Genomic DNA, 24092 nt, shown 5'->3' on the forward strand with positions numbered 1-24092 from the left:
GATCATGTTCTTCGAGACCTGACCGGTGGCCAGCTTGGTGAAGTAACGCGACTCGATCTCGAGGGCCGTATCGATGTCGACGTACGTGCCCTCGAACGCGGCGGCCATGATGGCCTCCGGCGCCGGCATGGGCGCGCCCTTGAGCTGCTTGCGCAGGTTGGCCGGGAACGCGGGGGCGTTCGCCGACAGCTGCTTGTCGATCGGGGTACCACCGGGGATCTCGAAGCCCTTGACGTCCCAGGGCTGTACCGCCTCGGGGTTGGCCTTGATCCACTCCTTGGCCTTGGGAAGCAGCTCATCGACCGAGCCCACGAGCTCGTCGACCACGCCGATGCCCTTCGCCTTGGCCGGCTTCATCCGCTGGCCCTGCAGCAGCACGCCCATGAGGGCGCCCTGCAGGCCGAGCATCCGGACGGTGCGAGTCACGCCGCCGCCACCGGGCAGCAGGCCGAGCGACACCTCCGGGAGGCCGATGACCGAGCCCTTGACGTCGGCCGCGATGCGGTGATGCGTCGCGAGCGCGATCTCCAGGCCGCCGCCCAGCGCCGCGCCGTTGATCGCGGCGACCACGGGCTTGCCCAGCTTCTCGAGGCGACGCAGGTCGCCCTTGATCCCGGTGAGGTTGTCGAAGACCTCCTGCGCGTTCTCGGGACGCGCCTGGCGGATCTGCTCCAGATTGCCGCCCGCGAAGAACGTCTTCTTGGCGGAGGTGATGACGACGCCGGTGATCGAGTCCTTCTCGGCCTCCAGGCGGTCGACGGTCTCGTGCATCGACGCCGCGTAGACGTCGTTCATGGTGTTCGCCGAGGCGGACGGGTCGTCCATCGTCAGCACGACGACGCCGTCGGCATCCTTCTCCCAGCGGATCATGTTGTCAGACATATGAATTCTCTCCCTCAGAGCCGCTCGATGATGGTCGCGGAGCCCATGCCGCCGGCGATGCACAGCGTGATGAGGCCGTAACGGCCACCCGTGCGCTCCAGCTCGTCCAGCACGGTGCCGACCAGCATCGCGCCGGTCGCGCCCAGCGGGTGACCCAGTGCGATCGCGCCGCCGTTGACGTTCACCTGCTCGCGGTCGAGCTTGAAGTCCTTCATCCACTTGAGCACGACGGACGCGAACGCCTCGTTGAGCTCCCACACGTCGATGTCGTCCTTGCTCAGGCCCGCCTTGGCAAGCACCTTCTCGGTGGCCGGCGTGGGGCCGGTGAGCATGATGGTCGGATCAGCACCCGTGGACGCGGTGGCGACGATGCGCCCACGCGGCGTCAAGCCGGCCTTCTTGCCACCGGCCTCGTTGCCGACCAGCACCAGCGCGGCGCCGTCGACGATGCCCGAGCTGTTGCCGCCCGTGTGCACGTGCTCGATCTTCTCCACGTGGTTGTACTTCTGCAACGCGACGGCGTCGAAGCCGCCCATCTCGCCCACGACCGTGAACGCGGGGCGGAGCTTGCCGAGCTGCTCCGCAGTGGTGCCGGGGCGACGGTGCTCGTCGTTGTCCAGCACGACCAGGCCGTTCTGGTCCTTGACGGGGACGACGGACTTGGCGAAGCGGCCCTCGTCCCACGCCTTGGCAGCGAGGTCCTGGGACTCGGCGGCGTAGCGGTCGACGTCGTCACGCGAGAAGCCCTCGATCGTGGCGATCAGGTCGGCGCCGATGCCCTGCGGGGCGATGTAGTTGTCGTAGCTGTACTGCGGGTCGTAGAACAGGGCGCCGAAGTCGGAACCCATCGGCACGCGGGACATCGACTCGACGCCGCCGGCCAGCACCAGATCGTCGCCCAGTGCGGACCCGACCTTCTGCGCCGCCATGTTGGTGGCCTCGAGGCCGGATGCGCAGAAGCGGTTGATCTGCACACCCGCGACCGTCTCCGGCAGGCCGGCGACGATCGACGCAGTACGTGCGATGTCCGAACCCTGCTCGCCGACGGGCGAGACACAGCCGAGGACGATGTCGTCGACGGTGGCGGGGTCCATCTCGGGGTTGCGCGAGCGGATCTCGTCGATCAGGCCGACCACGAGGTCGGTGGGCTTGACGGCGGTCAGCGAACCGCCCTTGAGCTTGCCACGGGGCGTGCGAAGCGCCTCGTAGATGAATGCGTCAGACACGGGTGTTACTTCCGTCCTCTCGATGACGTCTGGGCAGCGGGCCGAAGGCCCGCATGGCAACAGGCTAACCCGCCGTAACTTATTTGAAAAGATCCCCTGGTTGAAAGTATGAAATCGCACCCTCCGATGGGCTAATGTCTCGTTACACCATGACCACAACTCGAACCCGCCTGCGGCCCGCCGACCGGCGCCGACAGCTCATCGAGATCGCCTCCGCGCTCTTCACCGAGCGCGGGTACGCGCACGTCTCGATAGCGGACATCGCCCGCGCTGCGGGTGTCACCGGTCCCTCGCTGTACCGGCACTTCCCCGACAAGCAGGCGATCCTTGCGGCCGCCATGGGGTCGGCTGTCGACGAGATGGAGGCCATCACCGACGACGTCCTGTCCCGTCCTCACGCACGCTTCGCCGACCTCCTAGCCGGAGTCGTCGCCATGGCGGTCTCCGATCCGGCGCCGACGGTGCTCTGGCGATGGAACCGCCGCCACCTCGCCCCCGAGCAGGCGCGGACCATGATCGGACGCAGCGAGGCCGTGCTCGGCCGCTGGGTGGAGTTACTCCGGTCCGAACGCCCGGGTCTGTCCGACGACGACGCCCGCGTCCTCGCCTGGGCGGCTCTCGCCGTCGCCGGCTCCGTTCCCATCAGCCGCGGGCGTATCGGCGTCCGCCGCTACCGCGGCGAACTCGAGCACGTGGGTGCGCGCGTTCTCGGCGCGCCGCCGTCTTCGGCTCCCCGGCTGCCTCCTCCGCCCGTGCGCCACGCGCGCACCATCCGGCACGACGAACTGATCGACGCCGCTTCGCGCCTGTTCTTCGACGAGGGCTACGGCAACGTCGGAATCGACGACATCGGTGCGGCTGTCGGAATCTCGGGGCCATCCGTGTACCGGCACTTCCCCAGCAAATCGTCGATTCTGCTGGCGGTGTGCAACCGCGCCGCCGCGGCCCTGGAAGTCGGTGTGGCGGAGGCCTATTCGGCGTCGAATGATCCCATCGAGCAGCTGCGCGCGCTGGTACGGTCGTATGCCGCGAACCTCGTCGTGTCGACCGACCTGGCGGTGGCGTTCACCGTGGGGCGCGAAGTGCTGATCGAGGCCGGCGGCGAGGCGTTGCTCGCGTCCCAGCGCGCATACGTGGCCCGCTGGTGCTCGCTGTTGGAGACCCGCACCGACCCAGCTGGTGCCCGCATCACAGTAGGCGCCGCCATGACCATCGCGAACGACTTCGCCCGCACTCGGCGCCTGCGGCGGCGGCCGCACTTCTACAACGAGCTGGTCTACCTCGTCGAGACGGCCCTGGGGGTCTGACATCCGCAGAGCCGTAGCCGTTCTGGGCGTGACGCTCCTCACGGGCGCGCCGACCGGAGGCGGCGCAGCATGCGGGCGTCGGCGAAGCCCACCGCGTGGGCCGCGCCCTCGACGGTCACCCCGCCGGCGATGAGCGCCTCGGCGTGTTCCACCCGTAGCGCCTGCTGATACCGCAACGGCGTGGTGTCGGCCACAGCGCCGAAGGCGCGCGTCAGGGTGCGCTCGGAGACGCCGGCGTGGCGGGCGATCGCTTGGAGCGGAAGAGGTTCCGTGAAGCGGGAGTCGATGAGGTCGAGCGCACGATGCACGGCGTCGTTCGTGTGGTCGCGGTACGCCAGCATCAGGGAGCTCTGCGGGCTGTCGCCGTTGCGCCGGGTGTACACCACCATGGTGCGCGCGACCTTCGCCGCGACTGCCGGGCCATGCCGGTCTGCGAGCAGGCCGAGCGCCGCGTCGATTCCGCTCGCGATTCCCGCCGACGTCCGCACCCGCCCGTCCACGACGTACAGGACATCGCGGACCACATCGGCTCCGGGACACCCGGCCGCGAGATCCGCGCACAGCTCGTGGTGCGTCGTGCAGCGCCGCCCGTCCAGTAGCCCCGCGGCGGCGAGCGCGAACGCGCCGGAGCACACCGACATGATCGTGCCGCCTCGGCCGTGATGAGTCGCGATGCTGCGCAGGGTATCCCGCGTGAGAGGTACCCGTGCGCCGGACGCACGCCATCCCGGCACCACCACCACGTCGTCCGCATGCAGGTCGGGCCACCGAGTCTCGGCGGCGAAGTCGAGGCCCTGGTGGCTCCGCACCGTCGCCGTCTCGCCGAAGTACCGCAGCCGGTACTCGGCCCCGCAGTCGGCCGCCGCGCCCAGCACCTGCGCGGGCCCGGCCACGTCGAGCATGTGCACGTGGTCCGGCAGCACGAACAGCGCGGTCGTCACCCGGTCAGGATGCCACCTGCTCGCCGAGCGCGTCGGCGAGACCCGCGATCCGCGCGAACCGGCCGGCCAGCGCGAACTCCGTGCGCTCGACGACCGCGGCCGCGGGCAGGACGGCGCCCGTGTCGGGACGAGTGATAGGGAACGTCGCCGTCGCCTCGGTCACGAACACGACGTCGTAGCCGAGGTCCGCCGCCACGCGCGCCGTGGTCTCGCAGCACTGCTCCGTCTGGATGCCGGAGATCACGACGCGGCCGACACCCCTCTGCTGCAGGATCTGGCCGAGCCGCGTCGTGGTGAAGGCGTTACGTGAGGTCTTCACCAGGACGGGTTCGCCGACCGTCGGCGTCAGCTCCGGCACGAGTGCCACGAATCCCGAGTCGGGGTCGAAGACGCCGTCACTGCCCGGTTCCGAGTGCAGGATCCAGATCACATCGTCGCCGCGGCCCCGAGCCTGCGCGACCAGGGCGTTCACGTCGTCGGCGATGTCCGGATTCGACACCTGTGCCCACGTCGGACGTTCCCGGAACGACTGCTGCACATCGATTACCAGTAGCGCTGTTCTCATGCCCTCGACGATGCCCGTCGCGACCAGCTCCCGACAGGCACGAACCAGACGGTTGGCGGGTCGATCCGGTCACGGCGCCGCTGCACGGGCCGGTTACCGAGCCGGGCTCGTAGCGGGCCGAGTCAGGGCGCGGAGCGTTTCGCGCGGTCCAGCGCTGCGAGCGACTTCTTCGCGGCGGCGAGTTCCGCCTGGAGCTCGGCGACGCGGCCGGCCGCGGCATCGCGGGCCGCGGCGAGAACGTCGGCGACCGCGGCCTTCGCCTCCCTGTCACCGAGCCCCGCGATCGCCTTGTGCACCGCGGCGAGCGGAAGTTCCTGCGCACCGGACGGTTTCGAAGCGTTGCGGGTCACCTTGAGCGAAGCCGTGTTATCCGAGCCGACGAACACCGTCACCGCGACCGACCGCGGCGGCCTGGCGGCGGCCGTCTTCTTCGCGGCAGGCACTCGTGCAGCGGCGCTCCTCGGCGGCGCGGGCGGATTCGTCACGGCGGCGGGCTCCTTCGCGGGTTTGGGTTGCTTGGTGGAACGCAGCTCGGCGGCCTCGAAGGGCAGCTGGTCGTCCACTCCAGCGGGCTTCACGGTGACCGTCGCGCCGTCGACGGCGACGACCTTCCCGGACGCGCCGGCGGCGAGCCCGAGCCCGGACACGGCCTCCCGCAGATAGACGGTGGGCCTGCGCCCCGCGGCGAGTTCGGTGGCGAACCGCTCGAGATCGGCGTGGGTCAGGGTCTGTTCGGTTGCGCGTGAACTCATTTCAGCTTCGGAAGTACTTTCTCGACGACGGTGTCCAGGGCCAGCGGTCCACCCGTGAGAAGCGCGTCGACGCCGCTGCTCGAGTCGACGATCGATACGGGAACACCGGAGGTCAGGGAGTCCGGCAGCCCGGCGTACCCACCTGCGCTGGCACCGCTGTCGGTACGCGCGACGAAGGTCTTGTCCACCTTGTCGTTCGACACGACGTTGTATATGTCGGAGGACCCCACCGTGATCCAGGCTCCGGAGCCGTCGACGGGCGTCTGCATCGAGAAGCCGAGTGAGTTCAGCAGCTGATACGGCGACGACGAGTTCGTAGCGAGCAGCGTATCGGAACCGGTGTACTGCACCAGATCCGCCTTCACGGACGAGAACGACGAGTACTGGCCGCGTAGCTGGCCGACTTTCGCGTCGTAGTCGCTCTCCACCTGCTGCGCCCGCGCAGTGGCCCCAAGGGCTTTCGCGATGAACTCGATCTGCTGCTTCCACGACCACCCCGACGAGAACTCCTGCGGCCGGGAGATGGTGGGCGCCACCGACTTCAGATCGGAAGCCTGCGACTTCGCCGAGATATCGGTCAGCAGGATCAGGTCCGGCTTGAGGGCGGCTATGGCACTGCGGTCAGGCGACGACGCGGTCCCGACCTTGCCGATCGAGCCGGCGTCCGGCAGCCACGACGGTGCGCCGGCGTTCGAGCCGTTGGCGGCGCCTAACACTTTCAGCCCCAGCGCCTCGACCATCTCGGCGTCACCGGAACCCAGCGCCACTATGCGCTGCGGGCGGGCGGTGAGGTCCGTGGTGCCGTTGACGTCGGTGATCGACACGTCCTTCCATGAGTCCAGCGCAGGGCCCGCATACGAGGATCCCTTGTGGAGCAGCATCACTGCGCCCACGATCGCAAGCACGAGCACGAGTCCCGCTGCGGCCCCGGCCGCGATGAACTTGGGGGTCCGGCGCTGCACCGGCACCGGCTGGGCGAGCCCGGTCCGGAAGTCGGGCTGCGACGGGTTGCTCTGTCCGAACCCGATCGCCGTGTATCCGGGAACGGAGGGATTCGACGGTCGACTCGGCCCACCGATGCCAGGGCTGCTCGGCCCGCCCGGCCCTCCCGGACGGAAGCCGGTGTGCTGCGCAGGATTCGATGGTGATCCCTGCCAGTTCGGCGGTGCGGGCGGCGGGGGTGCCATACCGGAGGCGCCCGACATCCGGCGCGCCGCGGCACTCAGAGCGGAAGCGAACTCGCCGGCGGTCTGGAATCGATCGGCGGGATTCTTCGCGAGCGCGCGCTGCAGGACGTAGTCGACCTCGGGCGAGAGGTCGGGGCGCTTGAGCCGAATGCTGGGCGGCATCTGGTTGATATGCGCAAGCATCAGCGCGCCCGTGACTGTGGTATCGAAAGGCGGTGCGCCCGTGAGCATCACGACAGCCGAGCACGCGAGCGAGTAGACGTCGGCGCGGCTGTCGACGGGTTGCCCGAGCAGTGCCTCCGGGGCGGTGTAGGCAAGCGTGCCCACCACCATGCCGGTCTCGGTGTGCTGCCCTACCTCCTGCTGGGCGGCACCGATACCGAAGTCCGCCAGCAGAACGTGATCGCCGCGCCGCCCGCGCTCGACGAGGAAGTTGGCGGGCTTGACATCTCGGTGCAGGACGCCGTGGGAGTGCGCGTAGTCGAGCGCGTCCGCGACCTGATCGACTATGTCGACGGTGCGGTCCAGGCTGAATCGACCCTCGCGCTGTAGCACGGTCGACAGATTCTCCCCGTCGACCAGCGCCATCGCGATCCACAGATGACCGTCCGATTCCCCGCGGTCGTAGACATCGACGATGCCCGGATGCTTCAGCCCCGCGACCAGATCCGCCTCACGGTCGAACCGCGCCCGCACCGAGTCGCTCGACGAGAACTGCTCGTGCAGGACCTTGAGAGCGATGGAGCGCGGCAGGGTTCGGTGGCGGACCCGGTACACGGAACCCATGCCGCCGGTCCCCAACACCGACTCCACGGTGTAACCCGCGACCACCTCACCCGGCTGAGCTGCCACTGCACGAACCTCCCTGTAATTGCGGCATCAATGTACCGCGCCACGGGTTGCCCCGCGCTTAACAGGAGGTTGCTCCTCCGCGCCGCCTCAGCCTCGCGAAACCGGACCGGCGACTCAGGCGATCGCCCGGGCCACCGCCGCGATCGGGTCGGTGTATACGCCGTCGAGGGCGACCGCACCCGCGGCCTGCTGTTGCACTCGTGCGGCCGCACCGGTCACTCGCACCTCCCGCGACGGCTCGGCAGACGTCTCCTTGAGGGCCGTCGACACATACGGCAGGATCGCCGGGTAGTCGGTGAACGCCTGGCCGCCCAGGATCACACGGTCCGGGTTGAAGATGTCCGCCACCAACGCGACCGCCTCGCCGAGTAGTCGGCCGCGCTCTGCGATGAGGGCGTTCGCGTTCGCGTCGCCCTGCTGCGCGAGCTTGTACACGTCGGCCGGCGTGTGCGCCACGATTCCCGCGGCCACGGCGGCATCCACGAACGCGGTGTCGGTGACCGCATCCTCGAGCCGGCCCGTGCGTCCCCGGTCCAGCAGCTCGGCATTACGGATCGGAAGGTGGCCGATCGTGTGCGGGCCCGACTTCGGCGCGTGCACGGCACCGTGCAATGCGAGCGCGACGCCGACGGTCTCGCGCCCGTAGAAGTACAGCGTCGACCCCTGCGATTCCAGCTCCGGCGAGAGGTGCAGCTCGGCGGCCGCCATCGCCTCCACATGGGGGGCCACGGTGACCGGCAGCCCGATCGCGCCGGAGAGCCGCTCACCGAGGGCGACGCCGCTCCACTTCAGGCGCGGATGGTCCACGACGACGCCGTTCTCGTCGACGCGGCCACCGATCGCCACACCCGCACCGAGAAGCGTGCGGCCGGGAAAGCGGGTGAGGAATCGGCGGGCACTCGCCGCAACGACCGCGAGCACCTCGCCCGGGTCACTGCTGGCCGGGGTCGGGATCTGGATCGCGCCGACCACCTTGCCCGCGACGTCATGCATCGTGATCGCGGTGACGCGGTAACCGATGTGGATACCGAGGCCGAGTGGCCCCTCCGGGTCGATCTCGAGAGGGAGGCGAGGACGGCCGACGACGCCGCTGGCCGCGCGGTCTGCGCGCTCGCGCACCACGCCGGCCTCGATCAGGGCTGTGACCTGGCGGTTCACTGTCGCGGCGGAGAACTGAGTCTCGCGGACGATCTCGTCGCGCAGCACCAGACCACCGCGGCGGATGACACGAAGGACCGCGGCGGCGGGCTTATCGGCGACGCGCAACTGGGGCGCGAAAACGCGTGGCGCTGCTGCTGGCCGGGGTTCGGAGGTGCGCTGCTCGGCGGAACGCAGCTGATCGAGCGTGCGCGCCGGGCGCGTACTGCGCACGGAGGGGCGGACGGGGCGGGTGTCGATGACGGTCATGATTCCTCGGGTGTCTGTATGACCCGAGCGCGCGGATAGACGTGTGCCGCGGCTGCGGGCGGAAGGGGATGTCTGGGCTTACTCGAAGACGCCGATGATCGGCGGCGTCAGGCCTGACACATTCGACAGAACAGACGAACCATGGGGAGACGGCAACCCAGCGCGACGGTCTCATAGCCGACGCGCAGATGTGCCTGATGACTCCCGGTCATACCGATGAAGATAACACCGCTCGTACCGCACCGCTCAAGCCCACGCACCGGATTGCGACTCGCGTCACATCCGAGTGTGCCCTGGAACCCACCTGCGAGGCGCCCGAAACGCCTCGCCGGCGAGGCCGCCGGCTCGGAACCATCGGGCCCGTCTGCATCAACAGAAAAAGCGTGGACGCCGCTACACCCCGGCATGTACGGTCGTCGCCGTGCTCTCCTGACGCGCTTCGTCCCCCGTATCTGCACCGTTGATCTGTGCGCGATAAGCCCGCGCGACGATCAGCGCCCCGGGATCGTCGCGCGCCACACGGCGTGTCGGCCCGGGTGTCCTCGCCCCAGGAGAGCCATGAGTACCTCCCCCACCGTGTCAGCCCTGAGCTTCTCCTGGCCGGACGGCACGCCCGTTCTGCGCGACGTCTCGTTCACCGTCCCCGCGGGTCGCGCATCGCTCGTAGGCGCGAACGGCGCAGGCAAGTCCACGCTGCTGCGCCTGCTCGCGGGCCAGCTCACCCCGACCAGTGGGTCGATCAGCGATGTCGGGATCGCCGGGTACGTCCCGCAACGCCCGCAGGCCCGACCCGCGGCTCCTCTCGCCGAGGCTCTCGGCGTATCCGAGCCCCTCAACGCGCTGCGCCGCATCGAGGCCGGCTCGACCGACTCCGCCGACTTCGACGCCGTCGGCGAGGACTGGGATGTCGCCGAGCGCGCCGCGGCCACCCTCGACGGTCTCGGCCTCGCACGCCTCGGGGGCGCGACCGCCCTCGACCGTCCCCTCGGGACCCTCTCGGGCGGCGAGGCCACCCTGGTCGCGATCGCGGGCCGACTGCTGCAGCGTCCGGACACCCTCCTGCTCGACGAACCCACGAACAACCTCGACGCCCGCGCCCGCGGGCTGCTCGTCGATGCGCTGCAGGCGTTCGCCGGTAGCGTCCTCGTCGTCTCGCACGACCTCGAACTGTTGGAACGCATGAGCGCAACGGTCGAGCTCTACCGCGGTCGGGTCCGCGTGTTCGGCGGCCCGTACTCGCATTACCGCGAGGTACTGGCCGCCGAGCAGGCCGCAGCGGAGCAGGCCGTCGTCACCGCTCGCGACGATCTACGTATCCAGCGGCGGCAGCTCGCCGAGAATCAGACCAAGCTGGCGCGCCGGGCACGCACTGCGCGAAAGGCGGAGGCGGAGAAGCGGGTACCGAAGATCGTCGCGGGGCTCCGCAAGAACGCCGCCGAGGTGTCGGCCGGGAAACTGAAGAACCTGCAGGAGGATCGCGTGGACGCCGCGCGAGACGCCCTAGACGCCGCAGGCGAGAATGTGCGCGACGACCGCGCGGTGCGCATCTCACTGCCGGAGCCCGGGCCGACGGGACGCGGGCCGATCATCGACCTGGACGACCCGTGCATCGGCCGCCTGCGCATCGACGCCGGTGACCGCGTCGCCCTCGCCGGGCCCAACGGAACGGGCAAGACGACCCTGCTGCGGGCCGGGCTCGACGACGCCACCACCCGCGGCCGCGCGGTGGGTTACGTTCCGCAAGACCTGCACTTCCCGGACGAGTCGGCGTCCCTGATCGACTGCGTCATGCGTCCCGCTCGCTTCGCTCCCGACTCCGGACGAGGGGAACGCCCCGACCTGGGCGCGGAGCCTGCGCATGCTGCTCTCGCCCGGATGCTGTTCCGCGGCAGGCAGTCCGAACGCACCGTCGGCTCCCTGTCGGGCGGCGAACGACTGCGACTCGCGCTGGCGCTGGCGCTCCTGCCCGACCCCGCACCGACGCTGCTTGCCCTGGACGAGCCGACCAACAACCTGGATGTGCCCTCCGTCGAACTCCTCGTGGAGGCGCTCGACGACTGGAAGGGCGCCCTCGTGATCGTCTCGCACGACGCGGAGTTCATACGGCGCCTTCGGATCACGCGCCGGATCGAGCTCAGCGAGTGACAGTCGCCAGGCCGAGCCAGCCTGCGAAAGTCGCGAGTTCGGCGTCCAGCGCGTCGTCCGAGCCCTGAGTGTGTGCCCCCGGCTCCCACGTGACCTGGTGCACCAACAGCGTCCCGGCGATACGGTCGGCCTTGAGGTCGCAGCGTGCGACGAGGCGGTCTCCCAGGAGGAACGGCAGCACGTAATAGCCGTGCACGCGTTTCTCTTTCGGTGTGTAGATCTCGATGCGGTACCGGAAGTCGAACAGCGCTCGAGCACGCTCGCGCTGCCACACCACGGGGTCGAACGGGGACAGCAGCGCGCGGGCATCGATGCGGCGGGGCCGGCGCGCTTCGGCATGCACGTAGACCGGACCCTGCCAGTGCCCGCCGGGCACGTCGACCTCGAGCAACTCGCCCGATCTCAGCATCTCCTCGACGCCGGGCGCCGCCTCAGCGGTCGAGAGCCGGAAGTAGTCCCGGATGCACCGCACCGACCCTATCCCGACCGCCCGCGCGGACTGTCGGACGAGCTCGGCGATGGCGTCGTCGGGATCGATGTCCGGCAGCTCCGGCAAGACCGCCTTCGTAAGGGCATACCGTCGCTCGAACTGCTGCGTGCGGCCTGCGCTGGTCACCTCGCCGATACGGAACAGGGTCTCGAGTCCCTCCTTGACCGCCGACCAGTTCCAGCCCCAGTGCGTCTTCTCCACTATCTGGTCGTGTTCCAGCTGCGCCTCCAGCTCGCGGGCCGTGAGCGGCGGCTGCGTCGCGAGCTCGCCCCGGATCCGGTCGAGCATGCCCGGGTGCCGCGCCTCGAACGACGCGACGCGCGCCAGGTTCCGGGCCGAGGTGTGCCGATACCGCAGCAGCGGCCACACATCGGGCGGGACCAGCGACGCCTCGTGCGCCCAGGTCTCGACGAGGCGCCGCGGGCTGCGGTCCCGCGCACGGTCCAGCAGCGCCGGGTCATACGCCCCGAGCCGCGAATACACCGGAAGATACTGGCTACGGGTCACTACGTTGACGCTGTCGATCTGCAGCAGTCGCAGGCGGTCTATCACCTTCTGCACATGCCGCATCGTCGGCTCGCCGCTGCCCGCGAACCCGGACTCGAAGCCCTGCGCCGCCAACGCGATGCGCCGCGCAGCCTCCCTGCTTATCCGCACGAGCCCGAGGCTAGACCCACCCACCGACAGGTTTCGTGGGTCGGTCGCCGCCGCGTCACGTCAAGACCTTTCCCGCCCACGGTGCCCGCCGATCCTCCAGGCGACCAGGCCGACGATCGCGACGGACGCCCCGACGCCGCACACCGTCGGCCATCCGCCGGCCTGATAGGCGACCCCACCCAGCAACGAACCGGACACGCCGCCAAGGAAATACGCGACCATGTAGGCGGTGGTGATACGCGAACGGGCATCCGGATCGAGCGCGTAGACGGCCGCCTGGTTGCACAGGTGGACGCCCTGCACACCGAGGTCGAAGGCGAGCAGTCCGACCACCAGGAGCACGACGGAGCGCCCACCCGCGAGAAGCAGCGCCCACCCCGCGAGCTGGACTATCCATGCAAGGTAGGTCGCACGGTCGCCGTGACCGCGGTCTGCGAGGCGCCCGAACACCGGCGCCCCGAGCGCTCCGGCGATGCCCGCGACACCGAACAGTCCGATCGCCGCGTCGGAGAGATGGTAGCCGGAACCCTGTTCGCCGGACAGCAGGAAGGCGATCGACGTCCACAGCAGGCTGAAGCCGCCCATGGTGAGCGCACCCAGCAGCATCCGGATACGCAGCACGGGCTCTCGCCGGATCAAGACGGCGACCGAGAGCAGAAGCCGCCCATACGAATCGGGCGGTGCCGACGATGCGGTACGCGGGGCGACGGCGAGGACTGCCACAGCCATCGTGGCCTGCAGCAGTGCGGCGACGACGAGTACCGTCCGCCACCCGCCGAACTCGGCGACGACGCCCGACAGAATCCGTGAACCGAGAATGCCGATGAGGAGTCCGCTCATCACTCGGCCGACCACCGCGCCGCGTTCCTCGGGCGCCGCCAGCACCGACGCCCAGGGGACGACCACTTGCGCCGCCGCGGCGCTCACGCCGGTCGCGGCGACCAGGACGAGGAGCACCGCCAGGCCAGGCGCGGCCGCCGACCCGGCAAGGGCGACTCCCGATGCAAGCAGCAGACCGACGACGAGGCGGCGCCGGTCGACGAAGTCCCCCAGCGGCACGACGAGCGCCAATCCCAGCAGGTATCCCACCTGGGTCACGCTGATGACGGTTCCGGCCACCGAGGCCGGTACACCGTAGTCCCGGCCGATGTCGTGCAGCAGGGGCTGCAGGTAGTAGAGGCAACCGGCAGATGAGCCGGCCGTGATCGCGAAGAGCAGAACGAGGCGCGCGCCGAGGCGCCGAGTACCCGTGGCGCCGGTGGTCGTTGTCATGTGCTCGATCGTGCCGTCGGCATGTCACTAAGAAAAGCGATAGATTTCGATACCGACATCGATATCAGAGATAGGTTTCCCGTGGAACTCCGTCAGCTCGAGTGCTTCATCGCGTGCCACGAGCACGGGACCTTCACAGCGGCAGCTCGCTCGCTGCACATGGTGCAGTCGGCTGTGTCGGCGTCGGTCGCCAAACTGGAACGCGAGGTGGGCACCCGTCTCTTCGACCGGACGCCGACGGTCCTGCGCCTGACCCCGGCGGGCGAGGCCGCGCTCGAGCCGGCCCGCCTCGCACTGACGGCGCGCCAGCGCGTACAGGACGCGATCACGACGGCGAAGGGCGAGGTGACGGGCACCGTCGTCGTCGGGGCCCTGGTGAACGTGCACGGCTTCGACCTGGCACACGCGTTCGCCGAGGTCCACCGGATACACCCGCGCGTAGCGATCGCGATGCGGCAGAACCCGCGCGGCAGCGTCGGTAACACCCAGGGGCTCGTCAACGGCGAGCTCGACCTGGCGCTGGTGGCGGCGCACAACGTGGACAGCCGCATCACGTACGAGGAGCTGCTCGCCGAGCCCTTCGTACTCGTAACCGCATCGGACCATCCATTGGCCGGGGGCGCCTTCACCACCCGGGACCTCGCGGCGGAGCGGTTCATCGACTTCCCCCCGGGATGGGGTACTCGCACGCAGATCGATACCGCGATACCGCACCGAGACAGCGTGATCGAGGTCGCCGACCAGGGTTTCGCGATCCAGCTGGCGGCCAAGGGGTTCGGCGTGACCCTGGTGCCGCGCTCGGTCGCGGAATCGATACCGGGCACCGCGATCGCCCACTGGCACGCCGACCCACTGATCTGGCGGATGGGCGTCGCCTGGCGCGCTGCGCTCACCCCTTCGGCGGCGACGCGTGCGGTGATCGATTCGCTACTCGCATTGCACGACAGATGATCTCACGGATCGATGCCGAGATCACGGGCGAGCGCATCGATCTTCTCCGCGCGATGCAGGCGCGGCCGATCACTGCCATCCCGCACCACGCGCCCGCGAGCGTTGAACTCCTGCAGGAATTCCCGTGCCCAGACGATGTCCGACACGGTGGGACTGATGCACTCGTTGATGACGGGCAACTGCCGGCGGTCGAGGCAGAGCTTGCCCGTCATACCCATCGCGACCGCGCTCTCCGACTGGTCCCGCACCACCGGATGGCTGGTGCTCACCGTCGGACCGTCGATCGGACCCGGCAGCCTCCCGACGGCGCTCGCCGAGACCAGGCGTGAACGAGGGTAGGCCATGGCGAGATCGGTTGCGCCCGCGCCGGTATCGCGCCGATAGTCGCCGCTGCCGAACGCAAGCCGGAACACGCCTCGCGCCTGCGCTATGGCTACCGCGTTCTCGATCCCGGCCGCCGACTCGACCAGCGCGACGACGGGTGTCACGCCGCCGAGGCGGTCGAACGTCTCGGTCACCTGCTCCGGGGTCTCCGCCTTGGCGAGCACGACTCCGGCCAGCCCTGTGCGGCCACGGAGCGCGTCCAGGTCGTCCGCCCAGAAATCACCGGACCGCTGGTTGACCCGCGCCCACGCCCGCCCGCCGCCTGCAAGCCACTCGACCACGTACCCCCGAGCCTCCGACTTGAAGCTCTGGTCGACGCCGTCCTCGAGGTCGAGGATCACCTGATCCGCGCGCGACGCGACCGCGGGATCGAACGCGTCGCGGTCACGCGCCGAGACGAGCAGCCACGATCGCGAGATCTCCGCGGGTACGGCGTGGGCGTCGGGCGCGGGGGCGTGCATCACGAGGGCTCTCCTTGCGGTCGGGCGGCGGTCCCTCCATCGTCACAGTCTCGCGCCATACGCACCAGTAGCGGCCGGCACCGACGGACCCGTACCCCACCGGCATCAGCGCACGGCGTCCAGCCGGCGCAGTTCTGGGAACAGGTAGAGCGCGAGCATCGGCGCCACGTTCTGGCCCGCATGGGCGGCGGGATCGATCCAGCGGAGCTCGGCGATCTCCGCCGCCGCAACGGGATTCACTCGCCTATCGGTCGAGTACACAGTCGAGTCGATATCGGTGTCCGGCTCGTTCGCCGCGGGCCCCCGCCACGCGACCACCAGTTGTAGCTCCTCGGGATCGAGCGCGACGCCGAGTTCCTCGTCGATCTCCCGGACTGCGCAGGCGCGCGGCGACTCCCCGGGCTCGAGCTTGCCGCCGGGCAGCATGAACGCGTCGGTGCCACGCTTGCGCACCGTGAGCACGCGGCCGTCGCCGTCCCGGAAACACACCGCAGCCACCGTGAGTACATCCATGACCATCAGGATGCCAGGTCGAAAGCACCGGGCGGATCCGCGTAGTCCTACTCGAGCCACGACGCTCCGGCCCAGGCACACTCGACTGCATGAGTACAACGACTCCGGTCGCGAAGACCACCGCCGCCTTCTACATCCAGTCCGTAATCGCGTTCGCCGTGTCCTCCGGCGCGCTCGTCATCGGAGCGTTCTACCTACCCATGGACCCGTGGCAGCGCGGCTTCCTCGTGGTGGCGACACTGTTCCTCATCACCAGCTGCTTCAATCTCGCCAAGGTGATCCGCGACCGGGAGGAGGCGAACAGTGTCCGTGTCCGGATCGACGAGGCGCGCATGGACAGACTGATCGCCGAGCACGACCCGCTCCGCGCCGCCTAGCACGCTTCCCGCACTCAGCACTCCGGGACGTTGACCGCGAGTCCGCCGAGCGACGTCTCCTTGTACTTGGACAGCATGTCTGCACCCGTCTGCCGCATCGTCTCGATCGCCTGATCCAGCGACACCCGATGCGTCCCATCGCCGTGCCGCGCCATCCGCGCCGCATTCACCGCCTTCACCGCCGCGATCGCGTTCCGCTCGATACACGGGATCTGCACGAGCCCACCGATCGGATCGCACGTCAAACCCAGGTTGTGCTCGATCCCGATCTCCGCGGCGTTCTCCACCTGCGCCGCCGACGCGCCCAGTACCTGCGCCAGCGCGCCGGCCGCCATCGAACACGCCGACCCCACCTCGCCCTGACAGCCGACCTCGGCGCCCGATATGGACGCCCGGCTCTTGTACAGCACCGCGATCGCAGCCGCCGTCAACAGGAACTCGACCACGACCTCGTCTCGTCGCGCCGCCAATTCGGGATGAAACTGCAACGCATAGAACAACACCGCCGGTACGACTCCCGCCGCACCGTTCGTCGGCGCCGTCACCACTCGGCCCCCACACGCGTTCTCTTCGTTCACCGCCATCGCCGCTACGTTCAACCAGTCCATCGCGTCCGCCTCCGGCGATCCGACCAGACGGCGATACAGGCCCGGCGCCCGGCGCGCCACTCCTAGACCGCCCGGAAGCGTTCCCTCCGAACCGAACCCGCGCTCGATACAGGCCTCCATCACTGCCCAGATGTGCAGTAGCCCCGCCCGCACCTCGTCCCGAGAACGCCCCAGCGCCACCTCGTTGGTCCACATCAACTCGGGCACCGACAACCCGGACCGTCCGACAGACTCCAGAAGCCCCGCGCCACTGTCGAATCCGAACGGCACGGGCGGCATGCCCGCCCCGGCAGCAGCGGCGTCGTCGCCGTCACGCTCCACGAACCCACCGCCGACCGAGAACCACACCTGCTCCACCGCACCCGACCCGCACACCAGCCGGAACCGCATCGCATTCGAATGCCTCGCCAGCACCGTCAATGGATGCAACCGAATATCGCTCTCGCAGAACGACACCGGGCTCACACCGCCGATCAACACCGTTCGCGTGCGTTCGATCTCCGCTCCCCGCGCCGCCACGTGATCCGGATCCACGACGTCCGGCAGGCACCCCTCCAACCCCAACACCACGGCCCGCATGGTCCCATGCCCACGCCCGGTCGCAGCCAGGGATCCATACAGATCCACCTCGACCGACTCGACCGCACCCGCGCCCCGGTGCAACGCGGAAGCCACGAAGAGCGCGGCCGCCCGCATCGGACCCACCGTGTGCGAACTCGACGGCCCCACACCTACAGAGAACAGATCGAACACGCTGATGGCCACACATCGAATCTAGTCCGCTTACAGTGTCTGCATGACCGACGCCGAGAACGCGGACGACTGCACACGGGGCTATCCGTCGAGCGTCGACCTGCAGCGGGTCCTGCTGCCGGGATCCCGCGAGTTCACCTTCCGCCAGATGGCGAGCCTGGCGGGTATCGAGGTCGAGCAGCTCCGCGTCTGGTGGGCGGCCGCGGGGTTCCCCGATCTCACCGACGACGACACACCGATGTTCACCGAAGGCGACGTCGCACTCGCCCGGGACGTCGCTCAGCTGTTCTTCTCCCCGCTCATCGAGGACGAGGCGGTGGTCCCCGGCGCGCAGGCCCTGGGCCAAGCGCTCTCCCGCCTGGCGGAGTGGCAGGCCACCGTGGTGCGCAGCTACCTCGAGCAGGCGCAGGCGATGGGCGACGAGGAGGTGGCGTCCGGGCTGCTGCAGATGGTGGACCGCCTCGCACACATGCAGTCTCAGATGTGGCGCCGCCATCTCGCCGCCGCCGCCGAGCGTCTGGTCACGCCCAGCCAGGACGGGCTGACCGCGACGATGGCCGTGGGCTTCGCGGACATGGTCGGGTACACACGGCTGTCTCGCGGCCTCGCGATCACCGAGCTCAACACTCTGGTCACGACCTTCGAAGCGACCATGCACTCGGTGATCCGCACAGGCGGCGGGCGCATCGTCAAGGGTGTCGGCGACGAGGTCATGTTCGTCGCCGACTCTCCCGTCGAGGCGGCGCACATCGCACTCCGCTTACAGGATCCGGACATCACGCCGGATCTAGGCGACCTCGATGTCAGCCTGCCGCAGCTCCGCGTCGGCGTCGCCTACGGCGAGGTGCTCACACGCTTCGGCGACGTGTTCGGCAACGTCGTCAACCTGGCCGCGCGGCTCACCTCGGGGGCCCGCCCGGGATCGGTCCTCGTCGACGGCGTGCTCGCTGAGGCTCTGGACGGCGAGCTCGATCTCCGCACCAAGTCGCTTCGGCCGTACCGGGCGCGCGGCTTCACTGCGATCCACCCGCACCTGCTCCGCTGGGCGACCGAGAAAGAGCTGGAGGAAGAAGCCGAGCGCGAAGTACGTGAGCGGGAGAAGGAACTCGAGCGGATCGCGCGTGAGCGCGAGAAGGAGGCCGAGCAGGAGGAGAAGGAGCGCACCAAGGAACTCAAGGAGCGCGCGAAAGCTCTGAAGGCACAGCAGAAGGCAGAGGCGAAGGCCCGCGAGGACGAGCCGGACGAAGCCTAGTCGGCGCTAGGCGGCGGCGAGGGCGACCGGCTTGGCGCGCGTGCCGAGCAACTCGCGGTGCACTCCGCCGACGAACTCGAGCAGGCTGCCTCCGAGTGCGTCGCACACGCTCCCCAGGACCTCGGATGACGGCTCTTTGCGGCCGCGCTCGATCTCCGACAGGTACTGCGTGGAGACACCTGCCTCGCGAGCGACCTCGGTGAGTGTTCGCCCCTGGCGCGTGCGCTCCTGGCGCAACACCCGGCCGTAGACCTCACGCAGCAGCGGCCGAGCCGGGGCCTGCCCGCCCGCAGGCTGGTCCTGGTCCCGGATCTTGGTCACCGCAGCTGCCATGACGACGACTCTATCCGACGGTCCCCGCCGTCGGCGGAGCGTTCACGCTCGGCGAAAGCGTGTCGTCCGCCGCCAGCAGCGGATGTGCGAGCTCGTCGGCCCGCATCCGCGCCCACGCCCACGCCAGCACGGCGAGCGGCAGAGGCACGACCGCGGCGACCACGAACACCGTCGTCGCGCCGAAGGCCTCACCCGCCGGACCGGCGACGGCCATCGAGACCGGCATGAAGACCAGCGAGACGAAGAAGTCCAGGCTCGATACCCGGCCCAGCAGCCTGCGGGGAACACGCCGCTGCAGCAGCGTGCCCCAGACCACCACCGGCGCCTCGAACAGCACGCCCAGCACGAATCCGGCCGCGGCCATCGTCCACGTGTTGCGCGCCAGCCCGATCACGGCGAGCGGCAGAGCCCCGAGGCCCCACAACGCCACCATCGCGGTGAGGTAGCGCCGGGGCAGTCGGCGTACGGACATGACGAAACCGCCGACCACTCCGCCCGCCCCGTACGCGGCGAGGACGAGCGAGTGATCACCGGCATCGCCGTGCAGTCGCGATTCGATGGTGAACGGAATGAGCACGTCGATGGGGCCGGTCACGAGGAACACCAGCAGACTTGCGAACAGCAGCGTCGAGAGCAGCCAGGGCGTCACCGCGACGTAGCGCATGCCCTCGATGAGATCCCGAAAGGGATGCACGCCTTGGCGTTCCGCTTCGGTCGATAACCCGCCGTCCAGCTCTGCCGGGCGAATGGCGGCGACGGCGCCCGCGGCGGCCAGGCACGCGGCCGCCGCGACGAGCAGCGCTATGCCCGGGTCACCCAGCGCGATCAGCCAGCCCGCGAGCGCTGGTCCCGCAGCCATCGAGAGCGCGGGACGCACCATCGACTCGTAGCCGTTCACGGCGAGCAACTCGTCCTCGGCCACGAGACGGGGCAGCAGCGCGGAGTACGCCGGGTAGTACAGCCCGGACACCACACCGATCACGAGCGCGCCCGCCATAAGCAGGGGTATCGTCACCACGCCCAGCAGGATCACCCCGGCCAACGCGCCGAGCACCACCACCTTGAGGACTTCGAGAACGAACAGGATCCGTTGCTGCGAAACACGATCGGCCAGGACGCCACCCGCGAGAGCGGATCCGACGAGGCCCAGCGCGGCTGCGGCGGACACCGTCGACAGGCTGGTGGCGGAGCCGCCCATGGCGATCACCTGCCACACCACCGCGATCATCCACATGCCCTCGACCAGCAGCGCGGCGAGCAATGTCAGGAAGAGCAGCCGGTAACCGCGGCGCCGCAGGGGGCGGAGCAGTCTCGGCATCGTCATGCCGTCCACGATGACCGAATCGCGAACCTGGATTCAAGCGGTTTTCGCGTGCCCGGCCTGCGGCCGGAGGACGCAACCGCGCAGCAGCTCCAACGCGCGGGCCACGACCGGGTCTAGCGCGCGGGAGTCTTTGACATACACCGAGATCGTGCGCTCGGGAGTCGGGTTCTGCAGCGGGACGGCTACGGCCCCCTGCGGCACATGGGTGGCGCCGAGCCGCGGGAGGACGGTGACGCCGATACCCCGCGCGACGAACTCCATCGCGGCGCCGTGCTCGCTGGTCTCCACGACGAACCGAGGGCTGAATCCCGCCGCGGCGCAGGCATCCATCATCGCCTGACGGCACGGGCCGTGATAGGTGTCGTTGTCGACGAAGCGGTACGGCGCCAGCTCGGCCGTATCCACCACGGACCGACCGGCGAGCTCGTGATCCGCCGGGAGCACGACGACATACGGTTCGGTGACCAGCTCGTGCTCGCAATAGCCGGGTACGTCCGCGGCGCGCCCGATCCGGACGACGAGGGCGATATCCGGGCGCCGCGCATCCAGCACGGCCTCCGTCTCCTCTTCTGTGCGCAGCAACACGCGCGTGTGTGGGAACTCGTGCGTGAGCGTCGCGACCACATCAGGCATCCAGTTCCCCACGGCAGAGCTGAAGCTGTTGACGACGATCCGATCGACGGTGCCCGCGCGCAGGTCTGCGATCGTGGCATCGAGATCGTCGATCTGAGACATCACGCGCGACGCCTCCGCCGCGAGCACACGCCCTGCCGGCGTGGGCTCGATCCCGCGACCCACCCGCTCGAACAGCCTCAGCTTGGTTTCACGCTGCAGCGCGGCGAGATGCTGACTGACCGCGGACGGCGTGTAGCCGAGGACCGCCGCCGCGCCGTTCACGGAACCGGTGGCGACGACGGAGCGGAAGATCATCAGACGGTGGGTGTCGATCACGACTTCCTCCATTCAGTTCTACTGAATAGTAGATGACTTATTCTCGCTTGTGCTTACTTATTGCGCGGGCGACTCTAGAACCATGTCCCGCGTTCCCCTCCCCGCACTCGCACTCGCCGCCGTCATGCTCATGTGGTCGTCCTCGTTCGTGGTGATCCGCCACATCGTGGCCTTCGTCGAACCAGCGCCGATGGCCGAGGGCAGACTCCTCGTCGGGTCGGTCGTCCTGGTGACGCTGTGGTCATGGCGGTTCCGTTCCAGGGTCGCCACTGCGCTGCCGCGCGGACGCACGCTGTGGCTCACGGTCGGTTACGGGGCCCTGTGGTTCGCGCTGTACACGGTGCTGGTCAATGCCGCCGAGCAGCACCTCGACGCGGGCACGACCGCCCTGCTGGTCAACATCGCCCCGATAGTCGTCGCGGTACTCGCGGGCACATTCCTGCGCGAGGGCTTCCCGCCGCTGCTCGTGGTGGGCATAGCGGTGAGCTTCGCCGGCGCCGCCGTCATCGCCCTGGCCGGACCCGGCCGCCACGACATGCTCGGCGTCGCGCTCGCCGTCGTCGCAGCGCTTCTGTACGGGATCAGCGTGGTAGCGCAGAAGCTCGTGTTACGCGATGCCGACGCGCTCACCGCGACTGCGCTGGGCTGCCTCGTCGGCGCACTGGTGTTGCTCCCCTACGCACCGCGGCTGTGGAACGAGCTGGCCGCTGGGCCGGTCTCCGCAACTGTCGGTGTCGTATATCTCGGGCTGGCGCCGACCGCGCTGGCGTTCCTGCTCTGGGCATACGCCCTGGCGCACACGCCTGCCGGGGTCACGGCCTCGTCGAGCTACGCCGTTCCGGCGCTGTCGATCCTCGGATCATGGGCGTTCCTCTCCGAGACACCGAGCGCCGTCGGGCTCGCGGGCGGGGCGCTGTGCCTCGCAGGAGTCGCTATCGCACGGCTACCGAGACGGCGCCGCCGTGCTGTGATGACAGGGACTGACATAAAGGCTACAGTTGATGTCAGTGACTGACATCAACTAGGAGGCAACCATGCGGTTCTTCGTCACGGGAGCATCGGGGTTCATCGGGTCGGCAGTCGTCGCCGAGCTGCGGGGAGCGGGGCACGAGGTGGTCGGGCTGACGCGATCCGAAGCGGGCGAGGCCGCCGTCGCCGCCCTAGGTGCCGAGCCCGTGCGCGGCACCATCGAGGACACGGACCTGCTCCACGACGTCGCCGAGCGCGCCGACGGTGTAATCCATCTCGCGTTCAACCATGACTTCTCGCGCTTCGCCGAGTCGGCTCGCGAGGAGGCCGCTGTCATAGCGGCGCTGGGCGACGCCCTGGCCGGGACGGGGCATCCGCTCACAGTCGCGTCCGGCACCATGGGCCTCGCGCCCGGGCGTATCGCCGTCGAATCCGATATCCCTACACCGAATTCCAACCCGCGCAGCACTGCGTGGAACGCTGCCCTCGCCCTCGCCGGCCGGGGAGTGCGCGCCACGGCGGTACGACTCGCACCGTCGGTACACGACACGTCACGGGCAGGCTTCGGGAGCGTGCTCATCGAGTCCGCGCAGCGCGCAGGTGTCTCCGGCTACGTCGACGGCGGTGAACAGCGCTGGCCTGCCGTGCACGTCACCGACGCCGCGAAGCTCTTCCGCCTGGCGGCTGAGAAGGGAGAAGCCGGCAAGGCCTATCACGCCGTCGGAGAGCAGGGGGTGAAGGTTCGCGAAATCGCCGACGCCATCGGCCGGCGACTCGGCCTCCCCGTCCAGTCCGTTCCCGCAGGCGAGGCGTCCGAGCGGTTCGGTTTCGTTGCCGGCCCGATCAGCATCGACTCCCCCGCGTCCAGCGAGTGGACCCGGCAAGCACTCGGCTGGACGCCGACCGGGCCCGGCCTCCTCGCCGATCTCGCGCGATGGGAGCTCTCGTAAGCTGATCGGATGGGACGGTGGCAGTCCGGCACACCGGAGAGACTTGCGGACGCGGCACTCACGCTGATCTCGGAGCGAGGCTTCGAGCAGACCACGGCCGCGGAGATCGCCGCTGCCGCCGGGCTCACGGAGCGAACCTTCTTCCGGTACTTCGCCGACAAGAAGGAGGTGCTGTTCTTCGGGCAGGACCTGTTCGTCGAGTCGGTCTTGACCGAAGTGCGGACCGCTCTGTCGACGTCTTCGCCCGCAACCGCGCTCGAGGAGGCCTTCGTCGAGGTCGCCACACGGCTCGCCGGGCGCGGGGCCTTCATGGCTGAGCGGCAGCGGGTGCTCGATGCCGACCCCGCACTGCGTGAACGCGAGCTACTCAAGTTGGACAGACTCGCGCAGGCGGTCTCGGCAGAACTCGTCTCGGCGCTTCCCGAGGATCAGGCGCAAGTGCTCGCCGAGGCTGCGGTCGCGGCGTTCAAGGTGGGATTCGCGCGCGGTCACGCGACTCCCGAGCATTTACCGCAGTCGATCCGAGCCGCGTTCGCCGCGCTACGCGCGACCGTGCAATAGCCTGCGGTTCCAGCGGATCCAG

23 protein-coding genes are annotated in these 24092 nt (G+C 69.3%); 8 read left to right on the plus strand and 15 right to left on the minus strand.

Annotation, left to right across the window (positions count from 1 at the left end; genetic code table 11):
- Together P0W64_RS18215 and P0W64_RS18220 are read right to left on the minus strand one after the other, a co-directional pair.
- A partial coding sequence (locus P0W64_RS18215) for an enoyl-CoA hydratase/isomerase family protein (protein WP_275481586.1) occupies positions 1–882 on the minus strand: 882 nt, incomplete at its 3' end.
- 14 nt (positions 883–896) lie between these two features.
- On the minus strand, positions 897–2108 hold the full coding sequence (locus tag P0W64_RS18220) for an acetyl-CoA C-acetyltransferase (protein WP_275481587.1): 1212 nt from the start codon (positions 2106–2108) through the stop codon (positions 897–899).
- Between the two features lie 149 nt (positions 2109–2257).
- Here P0W64_RS18220 and P0W64_RS18225 point away from each other — a divergent pair, with 149 nt between their 5' ends.
- On the plus strand, positions 2258–3415 hold the full coding sequence (locus P0W64_RS18225; RefSeq protein WP_275481588.1) for a TetR/AcrR family transcriptional regulator: 1158 nt from the start codon (positions 2258–2260) through the stop codon (positions 3413–3415).
- Between the two features lie 38 nt (positions 3416–3453).
- Here the strand turns inward: P0W64_RS18225 and P0W64_RS18230 are convergent, their stop codons facing one another.
- The 5 genes from P0W64_RS18230 to P0W64_RS18250 form a co-directional block, all read right to left on the minus strand.
- Positions 3454–4356, minus strand: a complete 903-nt coding sequence (locus P0W64_RS18230) for a DJ-1/PfpI family protein (RefSeq protein ID WP_275481589.1) — start codon at positions 4354–4356, stop codon at positions 3454–3456.
- 4 nt (positions 4357–4360) lie between these two features.
- Positions 4361–4921: an isochorismatase family protein gene (locus tag P0W64_RS18235; RefSeq protein ID WP_275481590.1), complete on the minus strand. Its 561-nt coding sequence runs from the start codon at positions 4919–4921 to the stop codon at positions 4361–4363.
- A gap of 122 nt (positions 4922–5043) precedes the next feature.
- Positions 5044–5673 (minus strand): hypothetical protein, encoded by a 630-nt coding sequence (locus P0W64_RS18240; RefSeq protein WP_275481591.1) that lies wholly within the window; start codon positions 5671–5673, stop codon positions 5044–5046.
- Positions 5670–7712: a serine/threonine-protein kinase gene (locus tag P0W64_RS18245; RefSeq protein WP_275481592.1), complete on the minus strand. Its 2043-nt coding sequence runs from the start codon at positions 7710–7712 to the stop codon at positions 5670–5672. The genes P0W64_RS18240 and P0W64_RS18245 overlap by 4 nt, the downstream gene beginning before the upstream one ends.
- A 114-nt stretch (positions 7713–7826) precedes the next feature.
- Positions 7827–9119: an ROK family transcriptional regulator gene (locus P0W64_RS18250; protein ID WP_275481593.1), complete on the minus strand. Its 1293-nt coding sequence runs from the start codon at positions 9117–9119 to the stop codon at positions 7827–7829.
- 558 nt (positions 9120–9677) lie between these two features.
- On the opposite strand from P0W64_RS18250, the gene P0W64_RS18255 reads away from it, so the two are divergent.
- A complete protein-coding gene (locus tag P0W64_RS18255; protein ID WP_275481594.1) occupies positions 9678–11264 on the plus strand; it encodes an ATP-binding cassette domain-containing protein in 1587 nt (528 codons plus the stop codon).
- Here P0W64_RS18255 and P0W64_RS18260 read toward each other — a convergent pair.
- Entirely contained in the window at positions 11254–12411 is a 1158-nt protein-coding gene (locus P0W64_RS18260; RefSeq protein ID WP_275481595.1) for a crosslink repair DNA glycosylase YcaQ family protein, read from the minus strand. The two genes, P0W64_RS18255 and P0W64_RS18260, sit on opposite strands and share 11 nt — an antisense overlap.
- Before the next feature lie 60 nt (positions 12412–12471).
- Positions 12472–13683, minus strand: a complete 1212-nt coding sequence (locus tag P0W64_RS18265) for an MFS transporter (protein WP_275481596.1) — start codon at positions 13681–13683, stop codon at positions 12472–12474.
- 81 nt (positions 13684–13764) lie between these two features.
- Here P0W64_RS18265 and P0W64_RS18270 point away from each other — a divergent pair, with 81 nt between their 5' ends.
- Complete coding sequence (locus P0W64_RS18270) at positions 13765–14634, plus strand: LysR family transcriptional regulator (RefSeq protein WP_275481597.1); 870 nt, start codon at positions 13765–13767, stop codon at positions 14632–14634.
- A gap of 2 nt (positions 14635–14636) precedes the next feature.
- On the opposite strand, the gene P0W64_RS18275 is transcribed toward P0W64_RS18270, so the two are convergent.
- Together P0W64_RS18275 and P0W64_RS18280 are read right to left on the minus strand one after the other, a co-directional pair.
- Positions 14637–15479, minus strand: coding sequence for an aldolase/citrate lyase family protein (locus P0W64_RS18275; protein ID WP_275481634.1), 843 nt, complete (start codon positions 15477–15479; stop codon positions 14637–14639).
- A gap of 105 nt (positions 15480–15584) precedes the next feature.
- Positions 15585–15992 carry an NUDIX domain-containing protein gene (locus P0W64_RS18280; protein ID WP_275481598.1) on the minus strand — a complete coding sequence of 136 codons (408 nt, stop codon included), beginning with the start codon at positions 15990–15992 and terminating at the stop codon, positions 15585–15587.
- 89 nt (positions 15993–16081) lie between these two features.
- On the opposite strand from P0W64_RS18280, the gene P0W64_RS18285 reads away from it, so the two are divergent.
- The gene (locus P0W64_RS18285) at positions 16082–16369 is read left to right on the plus strand and encodes a YiaA/YiaB family inner membrane protein (RefSeq protein ID WP_275481599.1); all 288 of its coding nucleotides are present in this window, start codon (positions 16082–16084) and stop codon (positions 16367–16369) included.
- Positions 16370–16383: 14 nt separating this feature from the next.
- Here P0W64_RS18285 and P0W64_RS18290 read toward each other — a convergent pair whose 3' ends face one another.
- The gene (locus P0W64_RS18290) at positions 16384–17742 is read right to left on the minus strand and encodes an L-serine ammonia-lyase (protein WP_275481600.1); all 1359 of its coding nucleotides are present in this window, start codon (positions 17740–17742) and stop codon (positions 16384–16386) included.
- A gap of 31 nt (positions 17743–17773) precedes the next feature.
- Here P0W64_RS18290 and P0W64_RS18295 point away from each other — a divergent pair, with 31 nt between their 5' ends.
- Positions 17774–18982, plus strand: a complete 1209-nt coding sequence (locus tag P0W64_RS18295; RefSeq protein WP_275481601.1) for an adenylate/guanylate cyclase domain-containing protein — start codon at positions 17774–17776, stop codon at positions 18980–18982.
- A gap of 6 nt (positions 18983–18988) precedes the next feature.
- On the opposite strand, the gene P0W64_RS18300 is transcribed toward P0W64_RS18295, so the two are convergent.
- Genes P0W64_RS18300 through P0W64_RS18310 form a run of 3 tightly spaced genes read right to left on the minus strand, consistent with a single transcriptional unit; the run spans position 18989 to position 21602 of the window.
- Positions 18989–19315: a helix-turn-helix transcriptional regulator gene (locus tag P0W64_RS18300; protein ID WP_275481602.1), complete on the minus strand. Its 327-nt coding sequence runs from the start codon at positions 19313–19315 to the stop codon at positions 18989–18991.
- A gap of 10 nt (positions 19316–19325) precedes the next feature.
- Positions 19326–20639: an MFS transporter gene (locus P0W64_RS18305; protein WP_275481603.1), complete on the minus strand. Its 1314-nt coding sequence runs from the start codon at positions 20637–20639 to the stop codon at positions 19326–19328.
- 33 nt (positions 20640–20672) lie between these two features.
- Positions 20673–21602 carry a LysR family transcriptional regulator gene (locus P0W64_RS18310; RefSeq protein WP_275481604.1) on the minus strand — a complete coding sequence of 310 codons (930 nt, stop codon included), beginning with the start codon at positions 21600–21602 and terminating at the stop codon, positions 20673–20675.
- 70 nt (positions 21603–21672) lie between these two features.
- Between P0W64_RS18310 and P0W64_RS18315 the strand changes: the two genes are divergently transcribed.
- The 3 genes from P0W64_RS18315 to P0W64_RS18325 are packed head-to-tail and all read left to right on the plus strand — an operon-like array spanning position 21673 to position 24070.
- A complete protein-coding gene (locus P0W64_RS18315; protein WP_275481605.1) occupies positions 21673–22605 on the plus strand; it encodes an EamA family transporter in 933 nt (310 codons plus the stop codon).
- A 19-nt stretch (positions 22606–22624) separates the two neighbouring features.
- Entirely contained in the window at positions 22625–23509 is an 885-nt protein-coding gene (locus P0W64_RS18320; protein WP_275481606.1) for an SDR family oxidoreductase, read from the plus strand.
- 9 nt (positions 23510–23518) lie between these two features.
- Positions 23519–24070: a TetR family transcriptional regulator gene (locus tag P0W64_RS18325; RefSeq protein WP_275481607.1), complete on the plus strand. Its 552-nt coding sequence runs from the start codon at positions 23519–23521 to the stop codon at positions 24068–24070.
- Positions 24071–24092: the final 22 nt, after the last annotated feature.

This window comes from Tsukamurella sp. 8F, assembly GCF_029167375.1.
Classification (GTDB): Bacteria; Actinomycetota; Actinomycetes; order Mycobacteriales; family Mycobacteriaceae; genus Tsukamurella.